The organism is Lactiplantibacillus paraxiangfangensis (assembly GCF_036246185.1).
GTDB classification, from domain to species: Bacteria; Bacillota; Bacilli; order Lactobacillales; family Lactobacillaceae; genus Lactiplantibacillus; species Lactiplantibacillus paraxiangfangensis.
In genome coordinates, this window is sequence record NZ_BTPW01000016.1 from 18,869 (window position 1) to 42,468 (window position 23,600).

22 protein-coding genes and 2 pseudogenes are annotated in these 23,600 nt (G+C 46.5%); 12 read left to right on the forward strand and 12 right to left on the reverse strand.

Annotation, left to right across the window (positions count from 1 at the left end; all coding sequences use genetic code 11):
• Positions 1–248: 248 nt before the first annotated feature.
• Positions 249–1,799 carry a bifunctional metallophosphatase/5'-nucleotidase gene (locus AAA939_RS09765; RefSeq protein ID WP_338207826.1) on the reverse strand — a complete coding sequence of 517 codons (1,551 nt, stop codon included), beginning with the start codon at positions 1,797–1,799 and terminating at the stop codon, positions 249–251.
• 240 nt (positions 1,800–2,039) lie between these two features.
• Here AAA939_RS09765 and AAA939_RS09770 point away from each other — a divergent pair.
• Positions 2,040–4,635, forward strand: a pseudogene (locus AAA939_RS09770) (cation-translocating P-type ATPase).
• Between the two features lie 235 nt (positions 4,636–4,870).
• Here the strand turns inward: AAA939_RS09770 and AAA939_RS09775 are convergent.
• The 4 genes and pseudogenes from AAA939_RS09775 to AAA939_RS09785 all read right to left on the reverse strand — a co-directional run bounded on the left by AAA939_RS09775 (position 4,871) and on the right by AAA939_RS09785 (position 6,713).
• Positions 4,871–5,542: a Fic family protein gene (locus AAA939_RS09775; protein ID WP_338207828.1), complete on the reverse strand. Its 672-nt coding sequence runs from the start codon at positions 5,540–5,542 to the stop codon at positions 4,871–4,873.
• An 82-nt stretch (positions 5,543–5,624) separates the two neighbouring features.
• Positions 5,625–5,942, reverse strand: a complete 318-nt coding sequence (locus AAA939_RS09780) for an AbrB/MazE/SpoVT family DNA-binding domain-containing protein (RefSeq protein WP_338207829.1) — start codon at positions 5,940–5,942, stop codon at positions 5,625–5,627.
• Between the two features lie 38 nt (positions 5,943–5,980).
• Positions 5,981–6,184: pseudogene (locus AAA939_RS15255) on the reverse strand (IS982 family transposase); the annotation flags it as partial.
• Between the two features lie 55 nt (positions 6,185–6,239).
• Positions 6,240–6,713, reverse strand: coding sequence for a nucleoside 2-deoxyribosyltransferase (locus tag AAA939_RS09785; protein ID WP_338207830.1), 474 nt, complete (start codon positions 6,711–6,713; stop codon positions 6,240–6,242).
• 203 nt (positions 6,714–6,916) lie between these two features.
• Here AAA939_RS09785 and AAA939_RS09790 point away from each other — a divergent pair, with 203 nt between their 5' ends.
• Both AAA939_RS09790 and AAA939_RS09795 read left to right on the forward strand, forming a co-directional pair.
• Entirely contained in the window at positions 6,917–7,372 is a 456-nt protein-coding gene (locus AAA939_RS09790) for a DUF1836 domain-containing protein (protein WP_338207831.1), read from the forward strand.
• A gap of 26 nt (positions 7,373–7,398) precedes the next feature.
• The gene (locus AAA939_RS09795) at positions 7,399–8,337 is read left to right on the forward strand and encodes an alpha/beta hydrolase (RefSeq protein WP_338207832.1); all 939 of its coding nucleotides are present in this window, start codon (positions 7,399–7,401) and stop codon (positions 8,335–8,337) included.
• 68 nt (positions 8,338–8,405) lie between these two features.
• On the opposite strand, the gene AAA939_RS09800 is transcribed toward AAA939_RS09795, so the two are convergent.
• The gene (locus AAA939_RS09800; RefSeq protein ID WP_338207833.1) at positions 8,406–9,641 is read right to left on the reverse strand and encodes an MFS transporter; all 1,236 of its coding nucleotides are present in this window, start codon (positions 9,639–9,641) and stop codon (positions 8,406–8,408) included.
• A gap of 127 nt (positions 9,642–9,768) precedes the next feature.
• On the opposite strand from AAA939_RS09800, the gene AAA939_RS09805 reads away from it, so the two are divergent.
• On the forward strand, positions 9,769–11,136 hold the full coding sequence (locus AAA939_RS09805; protein ID WP_338207878.1) for a cytosine permease: 1,368 nt from the start codon (positions 9,769–9,771) through the stop codon (positions 11,134–11,136).
• A gap of 48 nt (positions 11,137–11,184) precedes the next feature.
• Entirely contained in the window at positions 11,185–11,571 is a 387-nt protein-coding gene (locus AAA939_RS09810; protein ID WP_338207834.1) for a DUF1398 family protein, read from the forward strand.
• 383 nt (positions 11,572–11,954) lie between these two features.
• Here AAA939_RS09810 and AAA939_RS09815 read toward each other — a convergent pair whose 3' ends face one another.
• Positions 11,955–12,545 carry an NAD(P)H-dependent oxidoreductase gene (locus AAA939_RS09815; RefSeq protein WP_338207835.1) on the reverse strand — a complete coding sequence of 197 codons (591 nt, stop codon included), beginning with the start codon at positions 12,543–12,545 and terminating at the stop codon, positions 11,955–11,957.
• A gap of 99 nt (positions 12,546–12,644) precedes the next feature.
• Between AAA939_RS09815 and AAA939_RS09820 the strand changes: the two genes are divergently transcribed.
• Entirely contained in the window at positions 12,645–13,208 is a 564-nt protein-coding gene (locus tag AAA939_RS09820) for a Crp/Fnr family transcriptional regulator (protein WP_338207836.1), read from the forward strand.
• 100 nt (positions 13,209–13,308) lie between these two features.
• Here AAA939_RS09820 and AAA939_RS09825 read toward each other — a convergent pair whose 3' ends face one another.
• The 5 genes from AAA939_RS09825 to AAA939_RS09845 form a co-directional block, all read right to left on the reverse strand.
• Positions 13,309–14,082: a CPBP family intramembrane glutamic endopeptidase gene (locus tag AAA939_RS09825; RefSeq protein WP_338207838.1), complete on the reverse strand. Its 774-nt coding sequence runs from the start codon at positions 14,080–14,082 to the stop codon at positions 13,309–13,311.
• Between the two features lie 161 nt (positions 14,083–14,243).
• Positions 14,244–14,537, reverse strand: coding sequence for a hypothetical protein (locus tag AAA939_RS09830; protein WP_057705483.1), 294 nt, complete (start codon positions 14,535–14,537; stop codon positions 14,244–14,246).
• A gap of 10 nt (positions 14,538–14,547) precedes the next feature.
• The gene (locus AAA939_RS09835; RefSeq protein WP_338207840.1) at positions 14,548–14,739 is read right to left on the reverse strand and encodes a hypothetical protein; all 192 of its coding nucleotides are present in this window, start codon (positions 14,737–14,739) and stop codon (positions 14,548–14,550) included.
• 140 nt (positions 14,740–14,879) lie between these two features.
• The gene (locus AAA939_RS09840) at positions 14,880–16,322 is read right to left on the reverse strand and encodes a DHA2 family efflux MFS transporter permease subunit (protein WP_338207841.1); all 1,443 of its coding nucleotides are present in this window, start codon (positions 16,320–16,322) and stop codon (positions 14,880–14,882) included.
• 114 nt (positions 16,323–16,436) lie between these two features.
• Positions 16,437–16,853: a zinc ribbon domain-containing protein gene (locus tag AAA939_RS09845; protein WP_338230863.1), complete on the reverse strand. Its 417-nt coding sequence runs from the start codon at positions 16,851–16,853 to the stop codon at positions 16,437–16,439.
• Positions 16,854–16,990: 137 nt separating this feature from the next.
• On the opposite strand from AAA939_RS09845, the gene AAA939_RS09850 reads away from it, so the two are divergent.
• The 6 genes from AAA939_RS09850 to AAA939_RS09875 all read left to right on the forward strand — a co-directional run bounded on the left by AAA939_RS09850 (position 16,991) and on the right by AAA939_RS09875 (position 23,599).
• The gene (locus AAA939_RS09850) at positions 16,991–17,266 is read left to right on the forward strand and encodes a hypothetical protein (protein WP_338207843.1); all 276 of its coding nucleotides are present in this window, start codon (positions 16,991–16,993) and stop codon (positions 17,264–17,266) included.
• Between the two features lie 223 nt (positions 17,267–17,489).
• Positions 17,490–17,918 (forward strand): CopY/TcrY family copper transport repressor, encoded by a 429-nt coding sequence (locus AAA939_RS09855; RefSeq protein ID WP_338207844.1) that lies wholly within the window; start codon positions 17,490–17,492, stop codon positions 17,916–17,918.
• Positions 17,919–18,134: 216 nt separating this feature from the next.
• Entirely contained in the window at positions 18,135–20,162 is a 2,028-nt protein-coding gene (locus AAA939_RS09860) for a heavy metal translocating P-type ATPase (RefSeq protein ID WP_338207880.1), read from the forward strand.
• 747 nt (positions 20,163–20,909) lie between these two features.
• The gene (locus tag AAA939_RS09865) at positions 20,910–21,896 is read left to right on the forward strand and encodes a choloylglycine hydrolase family protein (protein ID WP_338207845.1); all 987 of its coding nucleotides are present in this window, start codon (positions 20,910–20,912) and stop codon (positions 21,894–21,896) included.
• Positions 21,897–22,195: 299 nt separating this feature from the next.
• Positions 22,196–22,873, forward strand: coding sequence for a VIT1/CCC1 transporter family protein (locus AAA939_RS09870; protein WP_338207846.1), 678 nt, complete (start codon positions 22,196–22,198; stop codon positions 22,871–22,873).
• A 27-nt stretch (positions 22,874–22,900) separates the two neighbouring features.
• Entirely contained in the window at positions 22,901–23,599 is a 699-nt protein-coding gene (locus AAA939_RS09875) for a VIT1/CCC1 transporter family protein (RefSeq protein ID WP_338207847.1), read from the forward strand.
• The last annotated feature ends 1 nt before the right edge of the window (position 23,600 follow it).

Below are 23,600 nucleotides of genomic sequence, written 5' to 3' on the forward strand. Positions count from 1 at the left end.
AAAATAACCTTACTATTGTTATTACTGTCGGATAATCGGAGGTTGTCACTGATAGCATCGGTCGTGAAGGTGGCTTTTGACCGACCGGTGAATTTCCGGTCTTAGGCCACGGACGGTCCGGGGCAATTGTGTTCTTTGCAATTGTTCCGGACGAGGGCCAAGACAGTTTCTCAGGCTTGACCCGGTCCCACGACCGCATACTATCAGTGACGACCGGACTGGGTCATCAATAAACCACCATTTAAGAATTAGTACTTAACGTTAAAGTTGGTCGGCTGGTTTGCCGTCACAACCGGGTGCTCAGCGAAGTAATCCGCAATGAGTACCGTCATGTCGGTTGGCAATTGGTGATCAATTTTAGCCGTCCCATACATGGGGTAGTTCCCGCCACCACCAGCGCGGTAATGATTTAACGTGACGGTCAGCGGTTGGTCATCCGTGACGGGTTGGCCGTGATAGCTTAATTGAACGAGTCGTTGTCCGATGGGATGAGTGAGGTCAAAAGTATAGTCGATCCCACTGTAAATATCGTAGACGTAGTGTCGTAATTTAGGCTTTAAAAATTCAGGGTTAACGATGACCCGGCCGTTTTTCAACAGAAAATAACTGGCACAGCGTTCGAGCGCGCGCTTCAAGTCAGCGCCCGTGATATTTTCAACGGCAAGTTTATTTGGATAAACGTAACTATTCATGACTTCGCGCATGGTCACGTGTTGCCGTAACCCGGGAACGTCATCGTTAAAAAGGGCGGTGGCCGCAATATCGGTTCCAGTGGCAGCCATCTCGACGCGGTTGATAAAGTCGATGTACGGGTGATTATGCAGGCGGGCGTCTAAGTGATTATGTACCAGCATATCGCCGTTAATTTGACCTAATGGCGTGTCTAACCAGTTTTCCATTCGTTCGTTAATTGGTGAAACGAGTGCCATTAGGTCAGCGTTTGGTTGGGTCTCTTTGACACTGAGAACGTTAGGTTCGCGCCGAATAATTTGGCGTTGTTCATTCATGTCTAAGGTGATGACGCCGACGTTAGCGCCCTTCATTCCTGGTTGGGTGACGGGTACACCGTTGATCGTCACGGCCAGTTTGCGATGTTGGTGTCCCGTGATCATGGCATCGATTCCGGGGACTTCTGACAGCAAAGCTGAACCCCGGTTTTCACCGTTGAGCCGTTCCGTGGGGGCGTTTGTTTGGGGATCACGTTCTAAGCCACCGTGGTAAGCCACGACGACAACGTCTGCAAGTTCGTGCAGTTTTGGAACCCACCGTTTTGCACACTCAACGACGTCTTCAAAGTGTAGTCCAGCAATGTTTTTAGGCTGTTCCCACCGACTGACGAATTGAGTGGTTAGCCCTAAAATGGCAACCTTAACGCCCGCCCGTTCGAGAATCGTGTAGGGTTGTGAGAAAAGCGTTCGTTGTTGATCGTCGTGAATGTTAGCGGTCAGCATGGGATAATGCCGACTGGATTCACACAGGTCGAGGTAATCGAGCCCGTAGTTGAATTCGTGATTACCGAGGACCCCAGCAGCGACGTGGTTACAATTCGCCAATTGCGAATACAGTGGGGCGAGAGCCCGGTGTCGCCGTGCGATAAAGTAAGTTAGTGGTGATCCCTGAACGTAATCACCGTTGTCGATAACGATTGGCCACACTTGGTTGTCGTCTTGCTGGGTCAGTTGCGCAATTAAAGTGGCAGCCCGACTGAGACTGAAGGGCGCGACGTGATCACGCCGGCTATAATCCGTCGGTGCTAAGTAACCGTGCACGTCACTTGTTGAGATTAATTTAATTTGCATGCACCCGGCCTCCAATTAGTATTTGATTACTATTATAACAATATTCATCACATTTAACTTATTTCTGAACATAAACCATAGAATTTTTCCTAGAAAAAGGCTTGGTGAAGGGTTCGCTTGCGCGTTACGGGTGTACGGATTCAAATATTATTCATAGTTTGGGCTCAAAACGGGTAAATGTATCCGGTATCATTAGATGATGGATATTGTAACGATAATCGAATTACGGAGGAGAATGCTATGAATTTTGACAAGACGACGTTCAAACAGACCCCCGATTCCGGTTTAACGACCGCGGAAATCGCGTCACGGACGACTCAATTCGGCCCTAACGAATTAGTCGCCGCACGACCGGTTTCACTGTGGCGTAAAATTTGGCAACATATGAGTGACGTGTCCTCACTAGTGTTACTCTTTGCGGTTGGCCTAGCGACCTATTTAGCTCTTGCCCAAAATGGCGGGTGGACGAAAACCATTGTTATTGGCGCCATTTTAGTGATCAACGTCGCAATTGGCTTGTATCAGGAAGCTTCCGCCGAGAAGTCCTTAGCCGCATTAAAATCAATGAGTCTCCCGACCGCCAATGTTCGGCGAAACGGCACGATTCAGACGATTGCGGCTACTGAAATTGTGCCGGGGGATTTAGTGGTACTAAAGGCTGGGGATCAAGTCCCTGCCGATGCACTCGTTTTAACGGGGACGAACTTAGCGATTGATGAAGCCGTGTTGACCGGTGAAAGCGTGCCGGTTGAAAAGATTGCTTACGCTGCTGATGGAAGTCACTGAAGAACAACAAGTCTACGCGGGGACCGCTGTGACTGCCGGGACGGGCTTGATTCAAGTCCTGACTACCGGGATGGGGACTGAATTAGGCCAAATTGCGGGACTCTTAAATAAGACTAAACAACGGGCAACACCACTTCAAGGCCGGTTAAATCGACTATCGAGTTGGCTAACTAGTTTTGCCGTTTTAGGCGGCGTGATTATTTTTGCCCTCAGTGTCTGGGTACAGAATCAAGGCATCGGTGACAGCTTAATGATTGGCGTATCGTTAGCTGTCGCGGCCGTTCCTGAAACGTTGCCAATTATAGTGACAATTAGCCTCTCACACGGTGTGCGGCGGATGGCTGACCGCAACGCGATTATGCGGCGGGTCAGTGCGGTAGAAACGATTGGTAGTGTGGATGTCATTGCTTCGGATAAAACCGGCACACTGACTCAAAATCAAATGACGATTACAAAGTATTGGACGCCTAAAAGTGGGACGGCAAAGGCGAGTGACCAGCTTTCACCAGCTGGAACGACGTTAATGAAATACTTGGGATTAGCGACGAATGCCGAAATTACGCGGGTCGATGGTGAAGAACAGGTCATCGGGGATGCGACTGAGTTAGCCGCAGTCCGCTGGATGGCAGCGCATCAAATGACGCGTCAGGCTTTAGAAACTGAGACCCCGCGGCTTGCGGAGGACCCGTTTGACTCGACTAAAAAGATGATGACGACGGTTCACCAGTTAGCGGATGACCGGCAACTGGTCATTGTAAAGGGGGCGTGGGACCGGCTCCCATTTAGAGCAGATACGCCTGGATTACGAGCGGGTCAACAAGCCCACGATGCCTTTGGCCGCGCCGCGTTACGGGTTCTAGCGGTTGGCTATAAGATCGTGCCAAGCACGGTGGCAAGTGATGATTGGGATAACCTGAATCGTGACTTGGACTTAGCGGGACTCGTTGGGCTGATTGATCCACCGCGTCCTGAAGTTATTCCCGCTATTCAAGCTGCGAAGCAGGCTGGTATTATGCCGGTCATGATTACGGGGGACCATCTAGTCACGGCCAGTGCCATCGCGGAAGAAATTGGCATTTTAACGGCGCCGTTTAAGGCCATTAGTGGTGAACAGCTACGGGCCCTTTCAGATGATGAATTGCGGGCGCAAATTGACCAGATTGCCGTGTATGCACGGGTATCACCAAGCGACAAGATTCGAATCGTCCAAGCGTGGCAAAGCCTTGGTAAGACGGTTGCGATGACTGGGGATGGCGTTAATGATGCGCCGGCACTGAAAGCCGCCGACGTTGGGATTGCCATGGGTATTACCGGGACGGAAGTTTCTAAAGAAGCGGCCGACATGGTCTTGACTGATGATAATTTTGCGACCATCATTGCGGCCGTTAAAGAGGGCCGGACGGTTTATCAAAATATCATCAAAGCCGTTGAGTTCTTAGTTGGGGTTAACTTTGCCCAAATCTTCTTGATGGTCGGGGCTGTCCTGTTTGGTTGGGGCGCGCCACTACTAGCGGAACAGTTACTGATTGTTAACGTGCTAGCTGACGGGATTCCAGGATTCTTTATCAGCCAAGAACCGGGTGAACCGTTGGCGATGCAACAGCCACCGGTAGCGAATGATGAAAGCATTTTAGCGCGTGGCTTAGGGTCACGACTAGCCGTCCGGGCCGTAACGTTCACGATTTTAACGTTAGGCATTTACGCCATTGGCCGGTTTGGCTTAGCCGCTAACCAAGCGTCAATTGGGATGACGATGGTCTTCTTAGTATTAGCACTCGGTTCAATGATCGATATTTACGCGATTAAGGATCGGCGACCAATGAGCTGGGCAACGTTCAAACGTAACCCACTATTGAATCGGGGCCTGATCGTGGGAATCTTAGTGGTACTAGCCATCGCCATTGTGCCACCACTGCGGGAGTTCTTCAGCCTCGCAGTGCTTCCATGGTCTGCTTGGGTGATTGCGCTAACTGGCGTCTTCATCCCAACCATCGTCTTGGAAATTAATAAACGTTGGCAACGAGTCGCACAATTGGAAGTTGCTGAATAGATTGGTATGCAAAAAAGGGTATCTCAGAAATGAGAGGCTGCTGAAAAAGTAATCTGATTCTAGAAAGTGCCACCTAATGTTTTACACGTTTAGGTGGCGCTTTCTTTTTGACGTAATTAGGTATCGAGGTGATTAGGATGCTTCAGAAACAGACTTGTAAAAAGATGATTTAGTAAATTTCTAATACAAAAAGGACGTTGCTAATCGTAGCTGCGTCTAGTCAATGAAGTATCATTTAAAATTTTAATCCATAAATACAATTCTGATAAAGCCAATCCATTAATTCGTGCGGCTTGTTAGTCGTATAGAAGTGACTAAGTAACGTGTTAAAAGTTGGTAGCTGGTCTTCGCTGACGTTAAATAGACCAATGCCAGTACTAATTGCTAAGTAATTGACTGTCAAAAATGCCGTTCGTTTGTTTCCATCCCAGTAGAATTGGCTTCGCATCATGGTTAGTAATAGCTTCAAAAGCTTGTCAGTCATGGATTTAGAGGTATCATCGGTTGGCGATAAAATTTGTTGAATCGTTGTCGTGATTTTCTCAGTGCTTAAAATTGGCGGGACGTAGTCGGTTCCACCAATGCTGACGTTTTCGGTTCGAAAGTTGCCGGGATCAAGTGAATCGGCTGCGGCAACTTTCACATTAATTTTATTGCTGATTTCGATGGTATACGGTTGTGCATTAGCAATGACGAATTGCCAGGCACGTTTTAAAGTAACGATTGTCACGACATCATCAGTTGAAACGCCAGCGACACTCATACCATCAACGATGGTTTGGGTTTGTGGCAAGGTCGTTTGGGTACCTTCGAATTTTGAGTTGTCATGGATTAAATTCACGAGGCTTTTATGCGCAAAAAATTTGGCTTGTTTAATAGTCATTTGGTATTTGTCTGGATAAGTCATTACTAAAATACCCCCTTGAAATCTAGTATAGCTAAAAAACAGCCTTAGCTATTTAGCTGAAGACTGCATTAGGATATGTTCGCTAATCGTCGTCTTCTTCTTTCATCCAGGCGGCGAAGTTTGGAGATTTTTCAGCATTTACGGTGCCGTCTTCGTTGAATTGGACGACTTCAGTTGGAATGTCTTTTAGTATTTTGTCCCAGGTTAGACTATCTTCTGGTTTGCTGATTTCGAGCTGGATATTTCCGTTAGCAGCGTCTTGGATGAACTTAATTTTGTCGCCGTGAGTGAGACCATTCGCTTGTCGGAATTTTTTAGGCAAAGTGATTTGTCCTTTGCTGGTGATTGTTGCTTCGTAAACGATTTTATCATCCTGACTTGATTTGATAGTTTTAGCCATAATAATACCTCCATAATATAGTTCCTTACGCTTGGTGCTAGTTGATTTATGGTATCTACTAACAAGCATTGTTCTAGTCTTGTCTGAAATTCTTTTGCGGAGTGTGCACGGTTCTTTTCTGGATTAAAAAGACTAACCTAACGTGAAAATACACGCTCTATTTGGCGTCGATTCTATTTAATAAGCGTCGCAATATGCCCCGTACGATGCACATTGCGACGCTTATGAGTCCAAAAGTTGATGACACAAGCAATAAATTTTTATTGGCCTAGATATTGATACAACAGTGATTAACCCTTAAAATACGGGCCGTTTAGCGGGTTTGGAACGTAAGTCGTCACAATCATAAGTGGCGAGTTCTTTTAAGCCGTTTTTGCTGGCATCGAAGTAAGCTGTTAGTCCTTGTGAGATCATTAGGTTAAGGTCCTTGTCGGCATCAAATTGAACGATCAGCACGGGCGTCTTTTCAGCGACCGCCGCACCGACTTCAAACATGGTACCAGAATCTGGTTCGTTGGTGGCGCTGGTCATATCAAAATCAAGAATTGCGACCACGACGTCCGCCCGGTGGACCTGACGCATATCGGAAGCGTAGACGTATTGCTGCCAAGCACGACTGCCGAATGGTTCTTCTTCAAATTGGTGTTCTTCAGGAATGAAGATACCGTCGGAGTTGACGGTGGGGTTGGCTTTTAACGCAGCTTTAACTTGTTCAATGCGTTGTTTTTGCGCGTCGTCAAAAAAAGGAGCTGCTAAATAAACGTTATTCATGGGAAGTTTCCTTTCTGGACTGCAGTAATTAAGATTGTAACCGTATTTTATCCGAAAAGGGGCTAGGGTTTCAAGTCATCTCATGCTTTACTTGAAAATTAAATAGATTATAATTCTACATAACATAATTTATACATTAGTATTCCTTGAATTTGAACCTAGATTAAGGTAAATTAAAGCATGTCTTTTGGAGGATTTTTTTTATGACTGATCAGAATCAATTAGTAACGTTTCAGCTTGTCCGCTGGAACGATTTACCAACCATGCCACTTTATATTGACCAGTTATTACAGTTGGTCAATCAGATGATGGTGCCGTTAGACTTACCACTGGTGACTAAGACGATGGTCAATAGTTACGTTAAGCAACACCTTTTTAGTCGGCCAGCGGGGCGGCGCTACACCCGTAACCACGTGGTAGCCGTCTTAGCTGTTTCCATTTTAAAAACGGACTTTGCGTTGTCTAAAATTGGACCAACGATTTTAGCGATTCGTGATACCCGCCAAGTGAAGCTCAGGTATCAGCAGTTCAGCCACGCATTTGAAGGAACTTTGCGGGGAACGGCATTGGAACAGCCAACAGATTCGACGGAACGAACGATTCAACTGGCGGCACGGACGGTCGGTACCCACTTGCTAACGCTTCAAACATTAGGCTAAGTTTACATAGAGGGGATTTGAAAGGAATGACAACCCGTAAGAAATGGTTAATTGCGGTCATCGCAGCCTGTACGGTCGTCACACTGGGCGTTGCGGGTGGTAGTTTTTATTTATACCACTTTGCATTTGAACCCACGCCTAAAGTCTTGCACCATAGTTCCAAAAAGAGTCATCAAACGCTACACAAAAATCAAGCTTGGTTAAAACGGGTCGCTAAGCAGACGTGGCACGAAACGTCGGCGACCGACCATTTAAAGCTGGTGGCGGACTATATTCCGGCAGCAACTAAAACCAGCAAGACAATCGTAATCGCGCACGGTTACATGGGAAATAAGGAACAGATGGCCAGTTATATTCGGTTGTGGCACCGGCAAGGCTACAACGTGCTGGCACCAGATGACCGGGGTAACGGGCAGAGCGAAGGAAATTACTACGGTTTTGGCTGGCCGGACCGTTTGGACTACGTGAAGTGGACGAAACAGGTTATTCGTCGTAACGGGACCGATAGTCAAATTGGTTTATTTGGGGTTTCCATGGGTGGTGCCACGGTCATGATGATGAGTGGTGAAAAGCTACCATCACAAGTTAAGGCCATTATCGAAGATTGTGGTTATACCAGTGTCAGTGATGAACTAGGGTATGAATTGAAACAGTTATACAACTTACCAAAGTTCCCATTACTGTATACCGCCAGCTGGGTGGCACGGGCCAAAGCGCATTTTAACTTTTTAGAAGCCAGCTCGGTTGCGCAGCTAAAGAAGAATCGGTTACCAATCTTCTTTATTCACGGGGGCAGCGATAAGTTTGTGCCTACGAAGATGGTTTACGAAAATTACCGGGCAACCTCGGTTCCAGATAAGCAATTATGGGTCGTGCCAAACGCGGCGCACGCGGAATCTTTGACCCTGAACCCGGAACTGTACGAAAAGCGGGTCGCAGCGTTCATGGCTAAATACATGCAATAATAAAATTGGATAATTAAAATAGCGGATCTTCACCACACGACAGATAGGGTGAAAATCCGCTATTTAGATTACGCTTTTTTGGCAAATGGATGACGCATACTAGGAATAAAAATCAGCACGACAATAAAGTTTAGTAGGAGTGACAAAGCGGTGAAGATGAAGACACCACTGTAGTCAAACCAGTTTGAGATGACCCCACCGAGTAGCGAGCCGAGCATACTGCCCATCGCTTGAAAGGATTGGTTCCAGCTGAAAATCGTTCCCGTTAAGTGTTGTGGCGTGTTTTTCGACAACAGAGTTTGCACCGTTGGGAAAAGTGCCCCGTCTGAGATGCCAATCATGAAACGCAGTAGGCCTAGTGTCCAAATGCTTGAGACGAATCCTTGTGGGAAATACATCAGAATAGCAAAGACGAATCCAAAGACTAAAATTCGGTCAGTCCCACGGGTATCACCGAGTTGACCCAGGCGTGGGGCGGATAATAACGTTGAAATCCCGGGCAATGCGGCTAAAATACCGGCGACAACGGTGATTGGACCGACGTTGTGCATCAATTGTTGAACGTAGAGACTGATAATTGGGGTAATCGAGTTATTCCCCATTTGAATAATCATGGTTGAGACTAAAAGGGTAATGATTAGCGTGGGATTCTTGAACTGGCTTAAGAGACTGCCAGTTTTTTGAGTCGTGGCCGCTGGGTTGGGCTGGTAATGTTCGTGGACCAGTGTGAGGCTCAAAACGAAGACAATCAGTAATAAGATCCCAGTAATAATAAACGTGAGGCGAATGGAAAAGACTTGTGCTAAGATCCCGCCAAGAATTGGGCCAATCAAGTTACCGGAAACGTAGCCGGTCGTTAAAATACCGATTGCGGTCCCGCTGCTTTCCTTTGGTGTTTCGGTCGCGATTAAGGCGCTAGCGTTGGGGATGTACCCGGCGCACAGCCCTTGGAGGAACCGGAGCAGGATAAGAATCCAGACGTTATGAACGAAGCCCATCAAGCCAATGACCACGGCCATTCCTAGTGAGGAACGGAGGAGCATTAATTTACGTCCCCGCCGGTCTGCTAGTTTCCCCCACAGCGGTGAAACGATGGCAATCACAAAGAAAGTCACGGCGTACGTTAAACCACTGTACATGGTGAGTTGACCCTTAGTGAAATCACCCATTTGTCCAACGTACAGCGATAAGAACGGCATGACTTCAGAAAAGCCCATTCCCGCAATAAATGTTCCTAGCCAGAGAACGGCTAAGTTTCGTCGCCAGCCTTCGATTTGCCCCTTCAAACGTGCCACTTCCTTCATCAGTTTAATCTGATTTTATCTTACGGCGAATGAATGGGTTATGCAATGGACGAGCGGGTAAAATCAACTTGACCATTCTCCCTAATGAAAATACAATGGGAAGCATTGTGTGGAAAGGGTGACCGGTGTGCATCAGGAATCAAAGTATCAAATTGAAGTGGTGGCGCAAAAACACCGTCATATGTCGAATTGGGACATGTTTGCCACGTGGATTGGCGCGAATGCTAACAACGGGACGTGGTACGTTGGCGGAGTGTTAGCGGCCTGTGGTTTGCTAACTGCGTTGAAAGTTATTATTGCTTCTTCTACCCTATCTTACTTATGTTTATCGTTAGTTGGATTTATGGGTTACAAGACGGGTGCGGCAACGATGAGTCTGATTCGTGGCGCATTCGGGATTCGCGGCAGTTACGTGCCGTCGTTCGTTAACTTAACGCAGTACGTTGGGTGGACCGCAGTGAATACGTTTATTGCGGCGACATCGGTCAGCTACTTGCTGCACGACTTAGTGGGGTGGCCCGTTTATGGTCATCCGGGTGGTGCTAAGGGGATAATCATTGGGATTATTGTGATGAGCGTCTTGCACCTACTGAGTGTGTCGGTTGGACAGCGCTCAGTTCAGATGATTGAGCGAATTGGAATTATTTTAGTCATTCTGTTCGTTTTATGGGAAACGGTCGTGGTATTTAAGACCGTTACGATTCACGACATGCTCAACTGGCATGCGCCAGCCCGTTTTCACATGACTGCGGGTGCCGGGATGGATACGTTAGCGGCGTTTAACCTTGCCTGGGTGACCGCTGGGGCTGACTTTACTCGGTTTACGGGTAAACGCTCGGGTGCAACGCGGATGCCGTTCTTAGGCGCGTTTACTGGGGTATTCTGGTTTGCCTTTATTGGACTGGCAGCGACCATCAGTATTGCAATTACTGCCGGAACTTACGATCCCAATAACTCTGATCCAAGTACGATTGCCAGTCGGTTAGGCTTAGGGGTGCTGGCGTTACTAGTTATCGTGTTAACGAGTATGACGGCTAACGCGGTCAATCTGCTAGCCGCGGGTTCCGCACTGTCAAATATCTTTCCGAAGATTCGGTTGCGGCCAGCACTGTGGGCCGTAACGATTGTGGCGACCCTCGTCACCTTGATTCCATTAGTAATGGGTAGCTTCCTAGCGGCTTTTACGGTTTTCTTGGATTATATCGGGATGGTCTTAGGACCAATGATCAGTGTGATGCTCGTCGATTATTATTGGCGCCATCATCAGCATTACGATGTGAACGAACTGGCCAGTTCTAAGGGGCAATATTGGTATTTCCACGGCTTTAACCTCATCGCGCTGATTTGTTGGGGACTTGGTGTCGTGCTCTATATCGCTATCAAGCATATCGCTTTTGTAGCGAACTTTACTGGTGCGACCTTTATCGATATGATCTTAATTGGGCTGATTTACATGGGCCTCATGCGGATTTTCTATCCGTTACCAGCCAAATAAGCTAATTTGGATTACAATGGTGATGTAAGTAAAATTTGAAGGGGTGTCATGATGTTTAAATTAACTGAAATTGATGAAATGCTCAGTGACTTAGGTGACCACGCGGACTTTGCAACGATTGCCAAAAAGGAATCTGACCTTGGTGTTCAACATTTTCAATACGACGTACTGACTGGTTCTACCGCGTACTTCGGTGAAAATGGCTATATCGTAGAACGCCGGACCAACGGCTTAAATACCTCAGTGGCGCGTGAAGAAGACGCCGCCACGGTTGAAAAGGTGGCAACCAGTTATGTTGCCGGCAAATTGAGCTTAGCCGACGCCGTTAAGCAATTAGCTGCTGCGGGTTGCCAAGCATGGACGGCCAACCTGAAACGCCAAATCATCGACTTTAGCGGTGATGAAGGCAAAATCATGGCAGCCATTAAGTATTAATTAACTACGCAAAGTACCGAGTAAATCCCGTCATTACGACTGAGGTTTGCTCGGTTTTTTTGATTGTTTAGTTAAACGTTGAAAGGTTGCTTCGTCAGGCAGAACCAGTGTGCTATGGGGGACGGCTTCAGCCGAAATACGGTCTGAAGCCTCGATTCAAAGCCGATAACTCGCGTCTTTGAATCGCCCCGCAAGATTAGCGTAAAAAGCACCCGCTAATCTTGCCGACACAGCACACTGGTTCTGCCTGACTTCGCTAAATTCAACTTTGTTGTTATGAACTCAGTAACTTTGGCATAGCTAGAAAGTGTTGCTAAGCGTGCCTGTCCCACGACTAGATGGTATCAGTGGCAACCGGACTAGGTTATAAAAGACTGGGACTTTTATAATTTGAAATCACGTAAGATTGCCTGCCGTTGTGTGAGCGTCTTTTTTTCTACTTGGGCAAAGTTGTGCCACTTGAAGTGCCAAAGCCGCGTTTTCAGGAAAGTCCCGCGGAACAGTAGCTTGGCAAGTGGGGCGCCGAAAATTAAGCGGTAGGCCCAGTTGGGCGTACTCATCGTTGTAATGATGTCAATTTTGGGTTGTTTGACGAGCGTGGTTTTCATGGATTTGGCATCGTACAGTTGCCCTTTAGCGTAAACCTTGTCTAAAAATCCCTTGGTCACCGCGGGCATGACTTCCCACCAGACGGGGAACATGAAGATAATCCGGTCGGCATCACGCAGTCGCTGTTGGTAGTCCGCAACTTGGGGATTGGTCGGTAAGCCACGGCGCCAGTTGGTCAATTCTTCGGCAGACATGACGGGGTTGAAGTGATCAGCGTGCAGGTCGATCAAATCAACATTGTCGCCCGCTTGAGTCAATTTAGTCATTACCGTTTTCAATAAAGCGGCTAAAAATGAACGGTGGTGGGGGACGTTGTCACCGGCAGTGGCGGTATAGGGATGGTCAAAAATAATCACAGTTTTCATTAGTTAAAACTTCTTTCGTTAGTTAATAATGGTAGTATAGTGGCAAATAACTAACGCGGCCTTAACATATGTTAAGTGGCTCGCAGAAGGTGGTTGACGATGGGGTTAACGGACTATTTAGCACAACAATTTCCAGTCATCAATGCACACTGGGACGCGGTACAAAGTCGGTTTACGGCGAAAAAAGTGCCCGCTGGAACAACGCTACTCGCGGAAGGCGATGTGGCGACTAATTTATATTTCATTTTAAACGGCGCGGCGCGCTTAAGTCATAGTAACGATGACCGCGAGATTACGTTGCAGTTCTTTTTTGAAAATCAGATTGTGGCTTCGTTTGAAAGCTTCTATCTCAATCAACCGAGTGGCTTTGCCTTAACCTGTTTTGAAGATAGCGACTTATTGGTCCTCAGCAAAACAGATTTTGATTGGTTGCGCCGGACCTATCCAGAACTCGAGCCAGAAGTGACGCAATTTGTGTGCGAACGGTTCATCACGTATCGCAATATATTCTTCAACCAGCTTGAGCAGTCACCCGTTGAACGCTACCAAAATCTTGTGGAAAATGAACCAGAAATTCTGGACCGCGTTCCGTTACACTTGGTGGCGTCTTACTTAGGCATCACCCCAGTTTCATTAAGTCGCATTCGCGCGCGGTTGAAATAAGTTCGTGGCGGAGCGACTAAGACAGAAAAAGTTAGCGTTATAAGACCAAATTTGGTTTTATAACGCTAACTTTTTCTGCTTAACTTGATTGCTGATTAATCTAATCAGCGAATTGTTTGTTGAGATTAAGATGACGAGTTTGCCAATAAACAAAGCCCGCGACGATAATAAATAGGATGATGGCAATTGCTGATATTCCCAATGAAACTGTCCCTGGAATGTCTAGGCCAGTGCGATTTTGGGTATGGTTCATGAACGAAGCAATCATATTAATATCGCTAAACGTATGGATCAAAATTGGCAAAATGAGATTTTTAGTCTTGAGATAAACGCCGCAGAGTAATAGTCCCGTTATGGCGGCCAGTAGCATTTGTGGCAGGACGTAGCTTAAGTTCAGCCCGGTGAGGTTAATGAGGTGCATACTACCAAAGGCTAAACTGTCGAGGATAATGACCAGTAGTGTTCTTCCTGGTAGGGCCTTGGCTAATAGTGGCAGTAAAACGCCGCGGTAAATGTATTCTTCCGTAATTCCAATTAATAGGATATAGCCGGCGTAAAAGAAAATCATGGGATTGAAAGTCAGTTGACCTAACTTCAGAACACTAGGAATTTTAGGCGCGAGTAAGATGATGATGGCCGGTAAACAAGCTAAGGCCTGTTTCCAGCCGTGCTGGGCGTGCCACCAATTGATGGGCATCTTGAATAGATAGTGGTTAAGGCCCCCGATGACAACCAAGATGACTAAATCTTGAACGATGCCAGAATAAGTGACAGAGACGACTCGACTAGTGAGCAAAGGAACTAGCAAAAACAATCCCGGAACTAAAATAATTAACAAAATAGCGAACCATGCATTATGGCGCGACTGTGACATGATAACATCCCCCTTAGACTAACTTTATGTAGTCTTAAAATAAGTTTATCACTAGTTCAAAAATCTTGACGGTAATTTTAGAGCACGCAATCCTTTTAGTTGATTAAAAAAATATCGGTACCAGCGACTGAACGAGTCGCTGGTACCGATATTGATTGTAATTAGTATCCTGCCTGGTGATATTGGTGGCTTAACCGCCGTTCAGTGCTAAATAGTGAGAGCGGATTGAGCTTGCGTAATTGGCTGGAATCATAGCGCATGATCAATTGCTCGGGACTACTAGCGGTGACACTTTGAACACCGTTCAGACCTTGAATGGCCGTCTGAACAGATTGTTGAAGGTCGGGGTGGTTAGGCCAAACCGGTGAAGTCAGTAATACCATGCCGTGTTCGGGATGCTGTAAGCTAATGTGATATTTATCGAGATAGCGTTGAAAAATTTCTTCAGGATTCATTTTGCTCCTCCTATAAGCTAGTCCATAGCGGAATAGCGGTCCAGATGAAGAAACCGGCTAACCCGGCCATGAGGAGACCGCCAACCAGCCAACCGCTACCAATCCGTTTTTTGACTTGGTGATAATAATAACCAGCTAAGATCCAGCAGAGAATGGCGAGAACCACGCTGGTACCGATAATAAGGTCAATAGTCATTTCCATAAACTTTGATACGCCTCCGTTAAGCTTCACTTTGATTGTGGGGGAGAAATCAGAAAAAAGCAATCATTATCGGCGAGAGAAAAAGGGACTCAGAAATCCAAAATTTCCGAGTCCCTTTTTCCAATCGATAGTTAGTATTTCTAATTGTTATCTACGGGTTGACCAGCTGATTCAGCATCATGTGCTAATGGATCTTCAGCAGGTTCCTTCTGGTTTGTGACCATCATGGATAGGCAGAAACCTAATACGGATAGGGCCAACGTGAACCAAAAGCCGTAGTGAACGCCGTGGACGAACGCCGTGGCGCCACCGGCATTGCTAGTACTCTGTCCAATACCTAACAGGCTGGTTGCAATGGCGGTCGCCAATGCACCTAAAATCTGTTGTAAGGTATTCAAAATGGTACTACCGTCAGCTGCAACGGGTCCGCGCAAAGCGTTTAAACCGTAAGTTTGGGCTGGTGACATTGCTAACGGTGCCCCAATCATTAAGAGGACGTGGGCAAGAACGACGTACCAGTATGCGGTATGTGTTGAGACAAAAATTAACATTAAAGCCCCAACAAAGGTGATTGCAAAGCCAATCCGGGTCAGGTATTTGGCCCCGTAATCATCGAATAAGCGACCAGCAGTAGCGGATACGATCGCGTTAACGATCCCACCGGGTAACAGTAAGACCCCGGTTAAAGCGACCGGAACCATCAATCCTTTTTGCCAGTACATGGGTAGGAGGTACATCGAAGACATGATAATCCCAAAGTCAGTCATGACTAAGGCTGTCCCGACACTGAACTTTTTAAAACCAAAGGCACGGAGATTTAAAATAGGCGCGTCTAAGTGTAATTGGCGATAAGTGTAGAAGGCTAAGCAGACGATTCCGACTACGAGCGCACCGATGACAAGTGGGTTACCCCAACCTTTATCCCCGGCTAAACTGGCACCGACAACGAGTCCACCAAAACCAAGTGAAGATAAAATAATTGAAAGAACGTCGACTTTAGGTTTAGTTAACTCAGAAACGTTTTGCATGAAAAAGATTGTAATAATTAAAGCAATCGCTAATAATGGCACAAATAACCAGAAAATCCATTGCCATGAGAGCGCTCCTAAAATGATGCCGGCAAGGGTTGGCCCAATGGCGGGTGCAAACATGATGACTAAACCGACTAATCCCATGGCGGAGCCCCGTTTTTCGGGTGGATAGATGGCAAGTAAAACGATGAAAATCAGTGGTAATAATAGGCCAGTGGCAATCCCTTGGATCATCCGGCCGATTAAAAGTTGAGCAAAACTACTAGATAACGCTGAGATCACGGCCCCAACCATAAAGTCGCTTAAAGCGAAGATGATGATCTGGCGAGTTGTGAAATGTTTCGTTAGCATACTGGATAGTGGAAGCACGATTCCGACCATTAAGAGGTAGCCAGTGACTAGCCACTGGATGGTCCCAGTATTGACGTGCAATTGTTGTTCTAGTTGGGGGAGGGCAATGTTTAGCGCGGTTTCGCTAAGCATCGCAACGAATCCTCCAAGTAGTAATCCGATCATAATAAGGGTCGGATTGGATGATGATTTTGATTTCATACAAATAAACGCTCCTTTGTCTATGCAGTAGGCACAATAGGTCACTGTAACAGAAAAAGGTGCGCTTCGTAAGTAATTTCTGAAAAAAGCTTAAAGATTTCTGAAATTTGGGCTTTAAGTGCGGGCTTCAAACCGGTGCCCGCACTTGGGACAAGTCACCCGCACATGGCCGTGGTGGCGCGGAATGCGAATGCGCTGATGGCATTCTTCGCAACGAAAGAATCGGTAACGCCAGTGCTGCACAATCTGGTACTTCAATTTAGTCAGTGGTCGAATTAGCGGGAGCCAAATCCGCTCAAACCCGCGATTGATGGCAACTTGAAAATAGATTTTTTTGGAAAATAAACGCCAGTAATTCAGAACAATCAATAAAATGGCGATGGGCGTTAGCCAGATGGAACGACTGAAGAGGCTGATCACAATTAAGAGCAACGCCAAATCGGTGAGAAACCGGTTGAGGGTGTCATTTGGGCCATAACGCCCCCGCATAAATTGTTGGACACGTTGAATGAATTTAGAACTAGGTTTCATATATCTCAGGCCTCCGTTTTAAAGTAATGGAATATCCTAACATACTTTGACCATTGAAACAATTCACGACAAAAAAAGCCGTTAAAGCATGAGAACGGTGTATACTAATAACTATTCTAACGAGTGGGGGAACCAAAATGGCAGTACATGCAAAAATCACACAAACCCAGGTTTTAGACGCGATTAGTCGAGCCGCGTTAACGCTTGATTTGAAAGACCCCGTACAAACGGGGCTTCAACAACTATTAAATGAATTTCGACGGACTTTATTGCAAACTAATGGTCAATCAGCAACGACCGTGTTGTACCAAAGTAGGATTACGAGCTATTTGTTACAACACCCTGCAGATTACCCAGCAACGGTCGCCAAGTTGACGACGTTACTCGGAGAATTTACGCATTCGGTTGCCTAATTTTAATAAGCGTGCGGATGATTACACATAATAATGTAATCATTTTTGTCGTTGGTTTGGTAAATAACCTAATGTAAGCAATCGAAGCAAGAATTGAATATTAGTCTATTTATATTTTGAAAAATTTGACTTATGCTTAAGTTAACGATTAGGGAAATTAATTGCTTTTTTGTGTTTACGACTGTAAACTGTATTTAAAATATATGGAAAGGTGGCGTAACCGATGGAAACTCAAACCAGAATTGATATCAGTGATGCAGAATGGGAAGTTATGCGGGTCGCTTGGACCTTAGGCAGCGTTACGAGTAGTCAGATGTCTGAAATCATGGCAGATAAGATGGGGTGGAAGTCGGCCACCGTTAAAACCTTGTTGGGTCGATTGATCAAAAAAGGTGCGCTCCGGGCGGAAAAAAACGGTCGCGCATTTACTTATTACCCGACGGTTGAAGAACAGCCGTCGATGGATGAAGCGGTGAATACGCTCTTTAGCCACCTGTGTCAGATGCGGGTCGGTCAGACGCTGACGGACGTGATTAAGAACTTAACACTCAGTCAGCAAGATATTGCGGAGATGCAAGAGGCGTTGGCGGCTAAAGCCGAAACGGCCCCTGAAGAAGTCGATTGCGATTGCGTCCCGGGCGCAAAGTGTTAACCACTAATTAACCTATTAAGATGATTAGTTTATTGAATAATGATGGCACCACGGTTGAAACCCGTGGTGTTTTTTTCTGTCCAAAAGGTTTCAAATGCGAAAGCTTGACTTTTTTCGTTTACGGTTGTAAACTTTGACCATGAATTACAAATGTAAACCCAAAAAAGGCAAAGGGAGGTCATCCTTATGAAGATGGAGAAAACAGGCGACATGGCAATGGATGGCATGGATTCGAAAAAGATGAATATGAACATGGATGACATGGATATGGGCAATGGCCAAATGATGCACATGGGTAACCTGAAGTTAAAGTTCTGGGTCTCACTGGTACTCACGATTCCAATTATTGTGATGAGCCCAATGATGGGGGTACGGCTACCGTTTCAGTTTACCTTCCAGCCATGGTCCGATTACTTGGTCGCCGTTTTGGGTACGATCCTCTTCGTTTACGGCGGACAACCATTCTTTAGTGGTGCGAAAGCGGAACTTGCTAACCACAAGCCAGCGATGATGACCTTAATTTCAATGGGGATTAGCGTGGCTTACGTCTACAGTATTTACGCGGTGATTGCTAACGATATGTTACACGTCACGCCGATGGTGACCGACTTCTTCTGGGAACTCGCAACCTTAATCGACATTATGTTATTAGGGCACTGGATTGAAATGAATACCGTGATGAACGCGGGCTCTGCCGTTGATCACTTAGCAAAACTATTACCAAGTACCGCTCATAAAGTTGTGGACGGTGAAGTTCAAGACGTGACGGTTGCCCAGTTAGCTAAGGGCGATCAAGTTCAAGTTCGGGCCGGTGAAAAAATTCCGGCTGATGGTCAAATCGTCAGTGGTGCAACTAGCGTTAATGAAGCGATGGTTACTGGTGAAGCACGGCTAGTTGAAAAGAAAGCCAAAGATCAAGTAGTTGGTGGCTCCGTTAACGGTGAAGGAACCTTTGAAATGACCGTTACTGGGACCGGTGAAGATGGCTACTTGGCACAAGTTATGAAGTTGGTGAGTGATGCGCAAGCCGCAAAATCCTCACAGGAAAATATGGCTGACCGGGTTGCGGGACTGCTTTTCTACGCAGCGTTGACGGTTTCAATCGTGGCATTTGTCACGTGGCTATTAGTGGGTAACTTGGCCTTAGCACTTTCCATTGCGGTGACGGTGCTGGTGATTGCCTGCCCCCACGCTTTAGGATTAGCGATTCCATTAGTTGTTGCACGGAGTACCGCGATTGCGGCCGGCCACGGACTGTTGATCCGTAACCGGGATGCCATGGAACAAGTCAAAAAGTTAAACTATGCGTTAATGGATAAAACCGGGACGCTTACGGCAGGTAACTTTAAGGTTGCGGACTATCAAAGTAGTGATGCAGCACTTAAAGCTGACGACGTTTTGAAAATTATGGCTAGCTTGGAAACGGGGTCCAGTCACCCGTTAGCAGTCGGAATTTTAACGGCAGCGAAGGCTCACAAGTTGGCACTGGTTAGTGCGGATGATGTTCATCAAATTACTGGGGTCGGTTTGAGTGGCCAAGTGGATGGTCGGACGTATCAGATTGTTTCCGCAGCCTACCTTGATCGGCAAAAACTGACCTATGACCAGACTGCTTTTGAACGCCTTGCAAGTGCGGGTAATTCGGTTAGCTACCTGATGGCCGATGACCAAGTGCTCGGCTACGTCGCACAAGGGGATCAAATTAAACCAGAATCTAAAAACTTAATTGATAGCCTCAAAGCACAACACATTACACCAGTTATGCTAACTGGGGATAACCTGCAGAGTGCGCAAGTGGTTGCTAAGCAACTTGGGATTACTGAAGTTCACGCCAGCTTATTGCCAGAAGACAAGGCCAAGCTCGTTAAACAGTACCAGTCAGATGGTAGTCACGTCATGATGATCGGTGACGGTGTTAACGATGCGCCTAGCTTGGCTCAAGCAGAAGTCGGGGTAGCGATTGGTTCTGGGACCGACGTCGCAATTGATTCTGCGGACGTCGTACTGGTTAAGAGTAATCCGAATGACGTTGTGGACTTCTTAGACTTAGCACGGCAGACCACGCGGAAGATGACCCAAAACCTCTGGTGGGGTGCTGGTTACAATGTCATCACCATTCCGTTGGCCGCTGGTATTTTGGCGCCAATCGGCTTCCTATTGAACCCAATGTTTGGTGCGGTTGTGATGTCATTAAGTACCATCATCGTGGCAATCAATGCCATGACACTCCACCTTAAAAATTAAGGCGACGCGACGGAAGGCAACCCCCAATTTTGACTTACGCTGCACGCTGGTGACACTGAATAATTGAATCAAACCCACAAAGGCCTACGATACCGTTTTACGGTTGTCGTAGGCCTTTGTGCTTATTATAGAAGGTTGAGAGACTAGAACTGTTATTAATACTGTAGTAGTAGATCGCTCCGACGGGTAGAATTGGGTGCTATGGGGGACGGCCCCAGCCAAAGTGCGGTCTGGACCCTCAATTTAAAGCCGATAGCCCACGTCTTTGAATTGCCCCGCAATATCAGTCAGCATAAAACGCTATCTGATATTGCCGACACAGCGCACCAATCCTACCCGTCTGTGCTAAATATAACTTTTCTGTTATTGATGTGCTAAATTTATTGAATGCTCGGAGGTTGGCGCTGATAGCATCAGTCGTGAAGGTGGTCTTAGGCCGGTGAATTTTCCGGCCTTAAACCACGGACGGTCCTGAACAATTGCGGTTTTTGCAATCGTTCAGGGCGAGGGGCTAGACCGCTTCCCAGGCTAGCCCTGGTTCCACGACCGCATGTTATTAGCGCCAACCGGATTAGTTCAAAAGGGCTTGATTTTTATTAGCTTGAACTTCACCTTTCAACTTGAAGGCCATAAATGAAAATAATAATGAGCAGCTAAACTGACGTGAGTAAAATAAATTTCATGAAAACGGTTTTAATTGGAATTAGATGATAAAATAGAGTTACTTAATTCGAGGATGTGAGAGCGATGTGTACAAGTTTAACGTATCAGACAACGATGGGTGATCAATTTTTGGCCCGGACAATGGATTTTGGGTTTGAACTCGGAGGTCGTCCCGTTGCAATTCCACGGGACCATCATTTTACCGGTGCGGCTAGCGATGACGGGTTCGATGCACCGTATAGTTTTGTTGGAACTGGGCGTAATTTAAATGGCTACGTGCTGATCGACGGGGTCAATGAATACGGCGTCAGCGCGGCCGCTCTGTACTTTGCGGGTCAGGCTCACTATAATGACCAGCCAACTGACGGCGCCATTAACCTTGCGCCCCACGACGTGCTGATGTGGATCTTAGGTAACGTTAAGAGCACGGCGGAACTGGGCCAACGCTTAAGCGAAATCAATATCGTCAATGCGGCAGCACCGCTACTTAACGTGGTCGTCCCACTACATTGGATCATTAGTGACCGCGATGGTGCAACCTATGTCTTGGAACCTGAAGAAGACGGTTTGCACTATTTAGAGAATCCGGTTGGCGTTATGACGAATACTCCAGATTTTGAATGGCATATGAAAAACCTGAGCAATTACGTTGCGTTACAACCAACGCCACACCCAGATCGCCAATACGGTGATGCCACGGTCAAAGCGTTTGGCCCTGGTTCGGGTGCGCTTGGGATGCCGGGTGATTACACGTCCGTTTCTCGGTTTGTTCGGACTGTTTACATGCGTCAGAACACAACTGCGGTAGATACCGATGCCCAGGCGGTCAACGCGTTATCACACATGTTGAACTCCGTTGAAATTCCTAAGGGTGTCAAGATCAAGGCGGATGGTAGTGCGGATTATACGCAGTACCGTGCTTACATGAGTATGGATGAACCCGCATTTTACATCCAACCTTATGGGGACCAAACGATTACGCGGGTAGCGTTGACCGATGATTTGATGAATACAGATCAACCAACGGAATTTGCTTTAAGTGAGACGCAGCAGTTTAACGCCGTTAACTAGAGGTTTTTAAAAATAGGGCTATGCCGCTTAATTGTGGCTGGTCACTTAATAAACGATGTTTCAGGAAGCGTAAAACTTTCGAAGCATCGTTTTTTAGTGCGTTTTATGACTGAATTTACTGATGATTCGATTTGTCTCGACTAACATTAAGGTTGAATTGATGTTACACTAGATTATGGTTTAGGCAAGCATAACTTTAATTGTTGATGAATTAAAACTAGGACTTGCATTTATTTTCGAAAAGATATAATATCTACTAAGTAATAATGATTATAAAGTAGACGAAGGGGCATCGCCATATGAAAAAGAAAATGACTTTAGCGCAGCGGGTCAACATTTTACGTGCCAGTGTTATGGGCGCAAATGATGGTATTTTATCCGTTGCCGGAATTGTTGTAGGGGTCGCTGGGGCGACTACGAATAGTTTTTCAATTTTAATTTCCGGGTTAGCGGGCATGTTAGCCGGAACGATTTCAATGGCAATGGGCGAGTACGTCTCCGTCAATACGCAAAAAGATTCGCAAAAAATGGCGATTGCGCATCAGAAACAGGCGCTGGCTGAAAATTATGAGGGTGAATCCGACTGGGTCGCCCAAAAATACGTCGATCAAGGCATCAGTGAACCGTTAGCGCGTAAAGCGACGCGTGAAATGATGAGTGAAGACGCGCTAGTTACGACGGTCCGTGAGCATTATGGCTTTAATCCGAGTGAGTTTATCAGTCCATATGCGGCGGGGATCGCGTCCATGATTTCGTTTCCGACCGGGTCAATTTTGCCATTAGTCTCAATTACCTTTTTTCCACCCCAAATTAAAGTGGTTGCAACGGTCATTTCAGTGGCCATCGCGTTAGCAATTACCGGGTACGTCGCAGCTATTTTGGGGAATGCGAACCGGCGTCACGGTATTTTTCGTAACGTCGTTTCCGGGCTGTTGACGATGCTGGTCACGTACTTTATTGGCCACTTATTTGCCTGAGTAGATTAGGTCAAGGGGAGTGAAAATATGCAGATTTCAAAAGTAAAACCTAAAAAGGCTAAGCAGACAATGGACGAAAAGTTGAATTCATTGCGGGCGGGTGTCCTTGGTTCCAACGATGGTATTTTGACCGTTGTCGGGGTGCTATTCAGTGTTGCAGCGGCGACGACCAACCAGTTTACGATTTTTATTGCTGGGCTGTCCGACTTGCTAGCCTGCGCTTTTTCAATGGCATCCGGGGAGTACGCCTCAGTTAGCACGCAAAAGGATACCGAAAAAGCGGTCGTTGAACGGGAACGTCAGCTACTTAAGACGGACTATGACAGTGAATTAGCGGCGGTTAAACGGCACTACATGGTGCTTGGTGTGACGGAAGAGACGTCGTTGGAGATTGCGAAGGATTTATTATCCAAGAAACCGTTGGAAACGGTGGTTAGTGTGAAGTACGACATGGAATTGGGCCATTATATGAACCCCTGGGACGCCGCGTTTGCTTCATTATTTTCAGCATCGGCTGGTGGTGTCTTTCCGTTAGTCGCAATGACGTTTGCCCCCGCTGGTTTTCAATGGCCAGCGACAATTATTGCGGTGTCCGTCGCGGTTGCGTTGACGGGTTACTTATCCGCGTTGTTAGGCAAAGGAAACGTGAAAACGGCGGTTATTCGAAACGTGATTGTCGGTATTATTACGATGTTTATTCACTTTTACGTCGGTAAATTATTCTAAA

Excerpts from the sequence above, each read along its gene's own strand:
- AAA939_RS09830 (WP_057705483.1), bottom strand. The coding sequence starts at position 14,537 with ATGAATCCTGAAGAAATTTTTCAACGCTATCTCGATAAATATCACATT.
- AAA939_RS09810 (WP_338207834.1), top strand. The coding sequence starts at position 11,185 with ATGATGTTTAAATTAACTGAAATTGATGAAATGCTCAGTGACTTAGGT.
- AAA939_RS09860 (WP_338207880.1), top strand. The coding sequence starts at position 18,135 with ATGGATGGCATGGATTCGAAAAAGATGAATATGAACATGGATGACATG.
- AAA939_RS09855 (WP_338207844.1), top strand. The coding sequence starts at position 17,490 with ATGGAAACTCAAACCAGAATTGATATCAGTGATGCAGAATGGGAAGTT.
- AAA939_RS09870 (WP_338207846.1), top strand. The coding sequence starts at position 22,196 with ATGAAAAAGAAAATGACTTTAGCGCAGCGGGTCAACATTTTACGTGCC.
- AAA939_RS09780 (WP_338207829.1), bottom strand. The coding sequence starts at position 5,942 with ATGGCTAAAACTATCAAATCAAGTCAGGATGATAAAATCGTTTACGAA.
- AAA939_RS09765 (WP_338207826.1), bottom strand. The coding sequence starts at position 1,799 with ATGCAAATTAAATTAATCTCAACAAGTGACGTGCACGGTTACTTAGCA.
- AAA939_RS09825 (WP_338207838.1), bottom strand. The coding sequence starts at position 14,082 with ATGTCACAGTCGCGCCATAATGCATGGTTCGCTATTTTGTTAATTATT.
- AAA939_RS09840 (WP_338207841.1), bottom strand. The coding sequence starts at position 16,322 with ATGAAATCAAAATCATCATCCAATCCGACCCTTATTATGATCGGATTA.
- AAA939_RS09820 (WP_338207836.1), top strand. The coding sequence starts at position 12,645 with ATGGGGTTAACGGACTATTTAGCACAACAATTTCCAGTCATCAATGCA.
- AAA939_RS09845 (WP_338230863.1), bottom strand. The coding sequence starts at position 16,853 with ATGAAACCTAGTTCTAAATTCATTCAACGTGTCCAACAATTTATGCGG.
- AAA939_RS09790 (WP_338207831.1), top strand. The coding sequence starts at position 6,917 with ATGACTGATCAGAATCAATTAGTAACGTTTCAGCTTGTCCGCTGGAAC.
- AAA939_RS09775 (WP_338207828.1), bottom strand. The coding sequence starts at position 5,542 with ATGACTTATCCAGACAAATACCAAATGACTATTAAACAAGCCAAATTT.
- AAA939_RS09875 (WP_338207847.1), top strand. The coding sequence starts at position 22,901 with ATGCAGATTTCAAAAGTAAAACCTAAAAAGGCTAAGCAGACAATGGAC.
- AAA939_RS09835 (WP_338207840.1), bottom strand. The coding sequence starts at position 14,739 with ATGGAAATGACTATTGACCTTATTATCGGTACCAGCGTGGTTCTCGCC.
- AAA939_RS09815 (WP_338207835.1), bottom strand. The coding sequence starts at position 12,545 with ATGAAAACTGTGATTATTTTTGACCATCCCTATACCGCCACTGCCGGT.
- AAA939_RS09785 (WP_338207830.1), bottom strand. The coding sequence starts at position 6,713 with ATGAATAACGTTTATTTAGCAGCTCCTTTTTTTGACGACGCGCAAAAA.
- AAA939_RS09865 (WP_338207845.1), top strand. The coding sequence starts at position 20,910 with ATGTGTACAAGTTTAACGTATCAGACAACGATGGGTGATCAATTTTTG.
- AAA939_RS09795 (WP_338207832.1), top strand. The coding sequence starts at position 7,399 with ATGACAACCCGTAAGAAATGGTTAATTGCGGTCATCGCAGCCTGTACG.
- AAA939_RS09850 (WP_338207843.1), top strand. The coding sequence starts at position 16,991 with ATGGCAGTACATGCAAAAATCACACAAACCCAGGTTTTAGACGCGATT.
- AAA939_RS09800 (WP_338207833.1), bottom strand. The coding sequence starts at position 9,641 with ATGAAGGAAGTGGCACGTTTGAAGGGGCAAATCGAAGGCTGGCGACGA.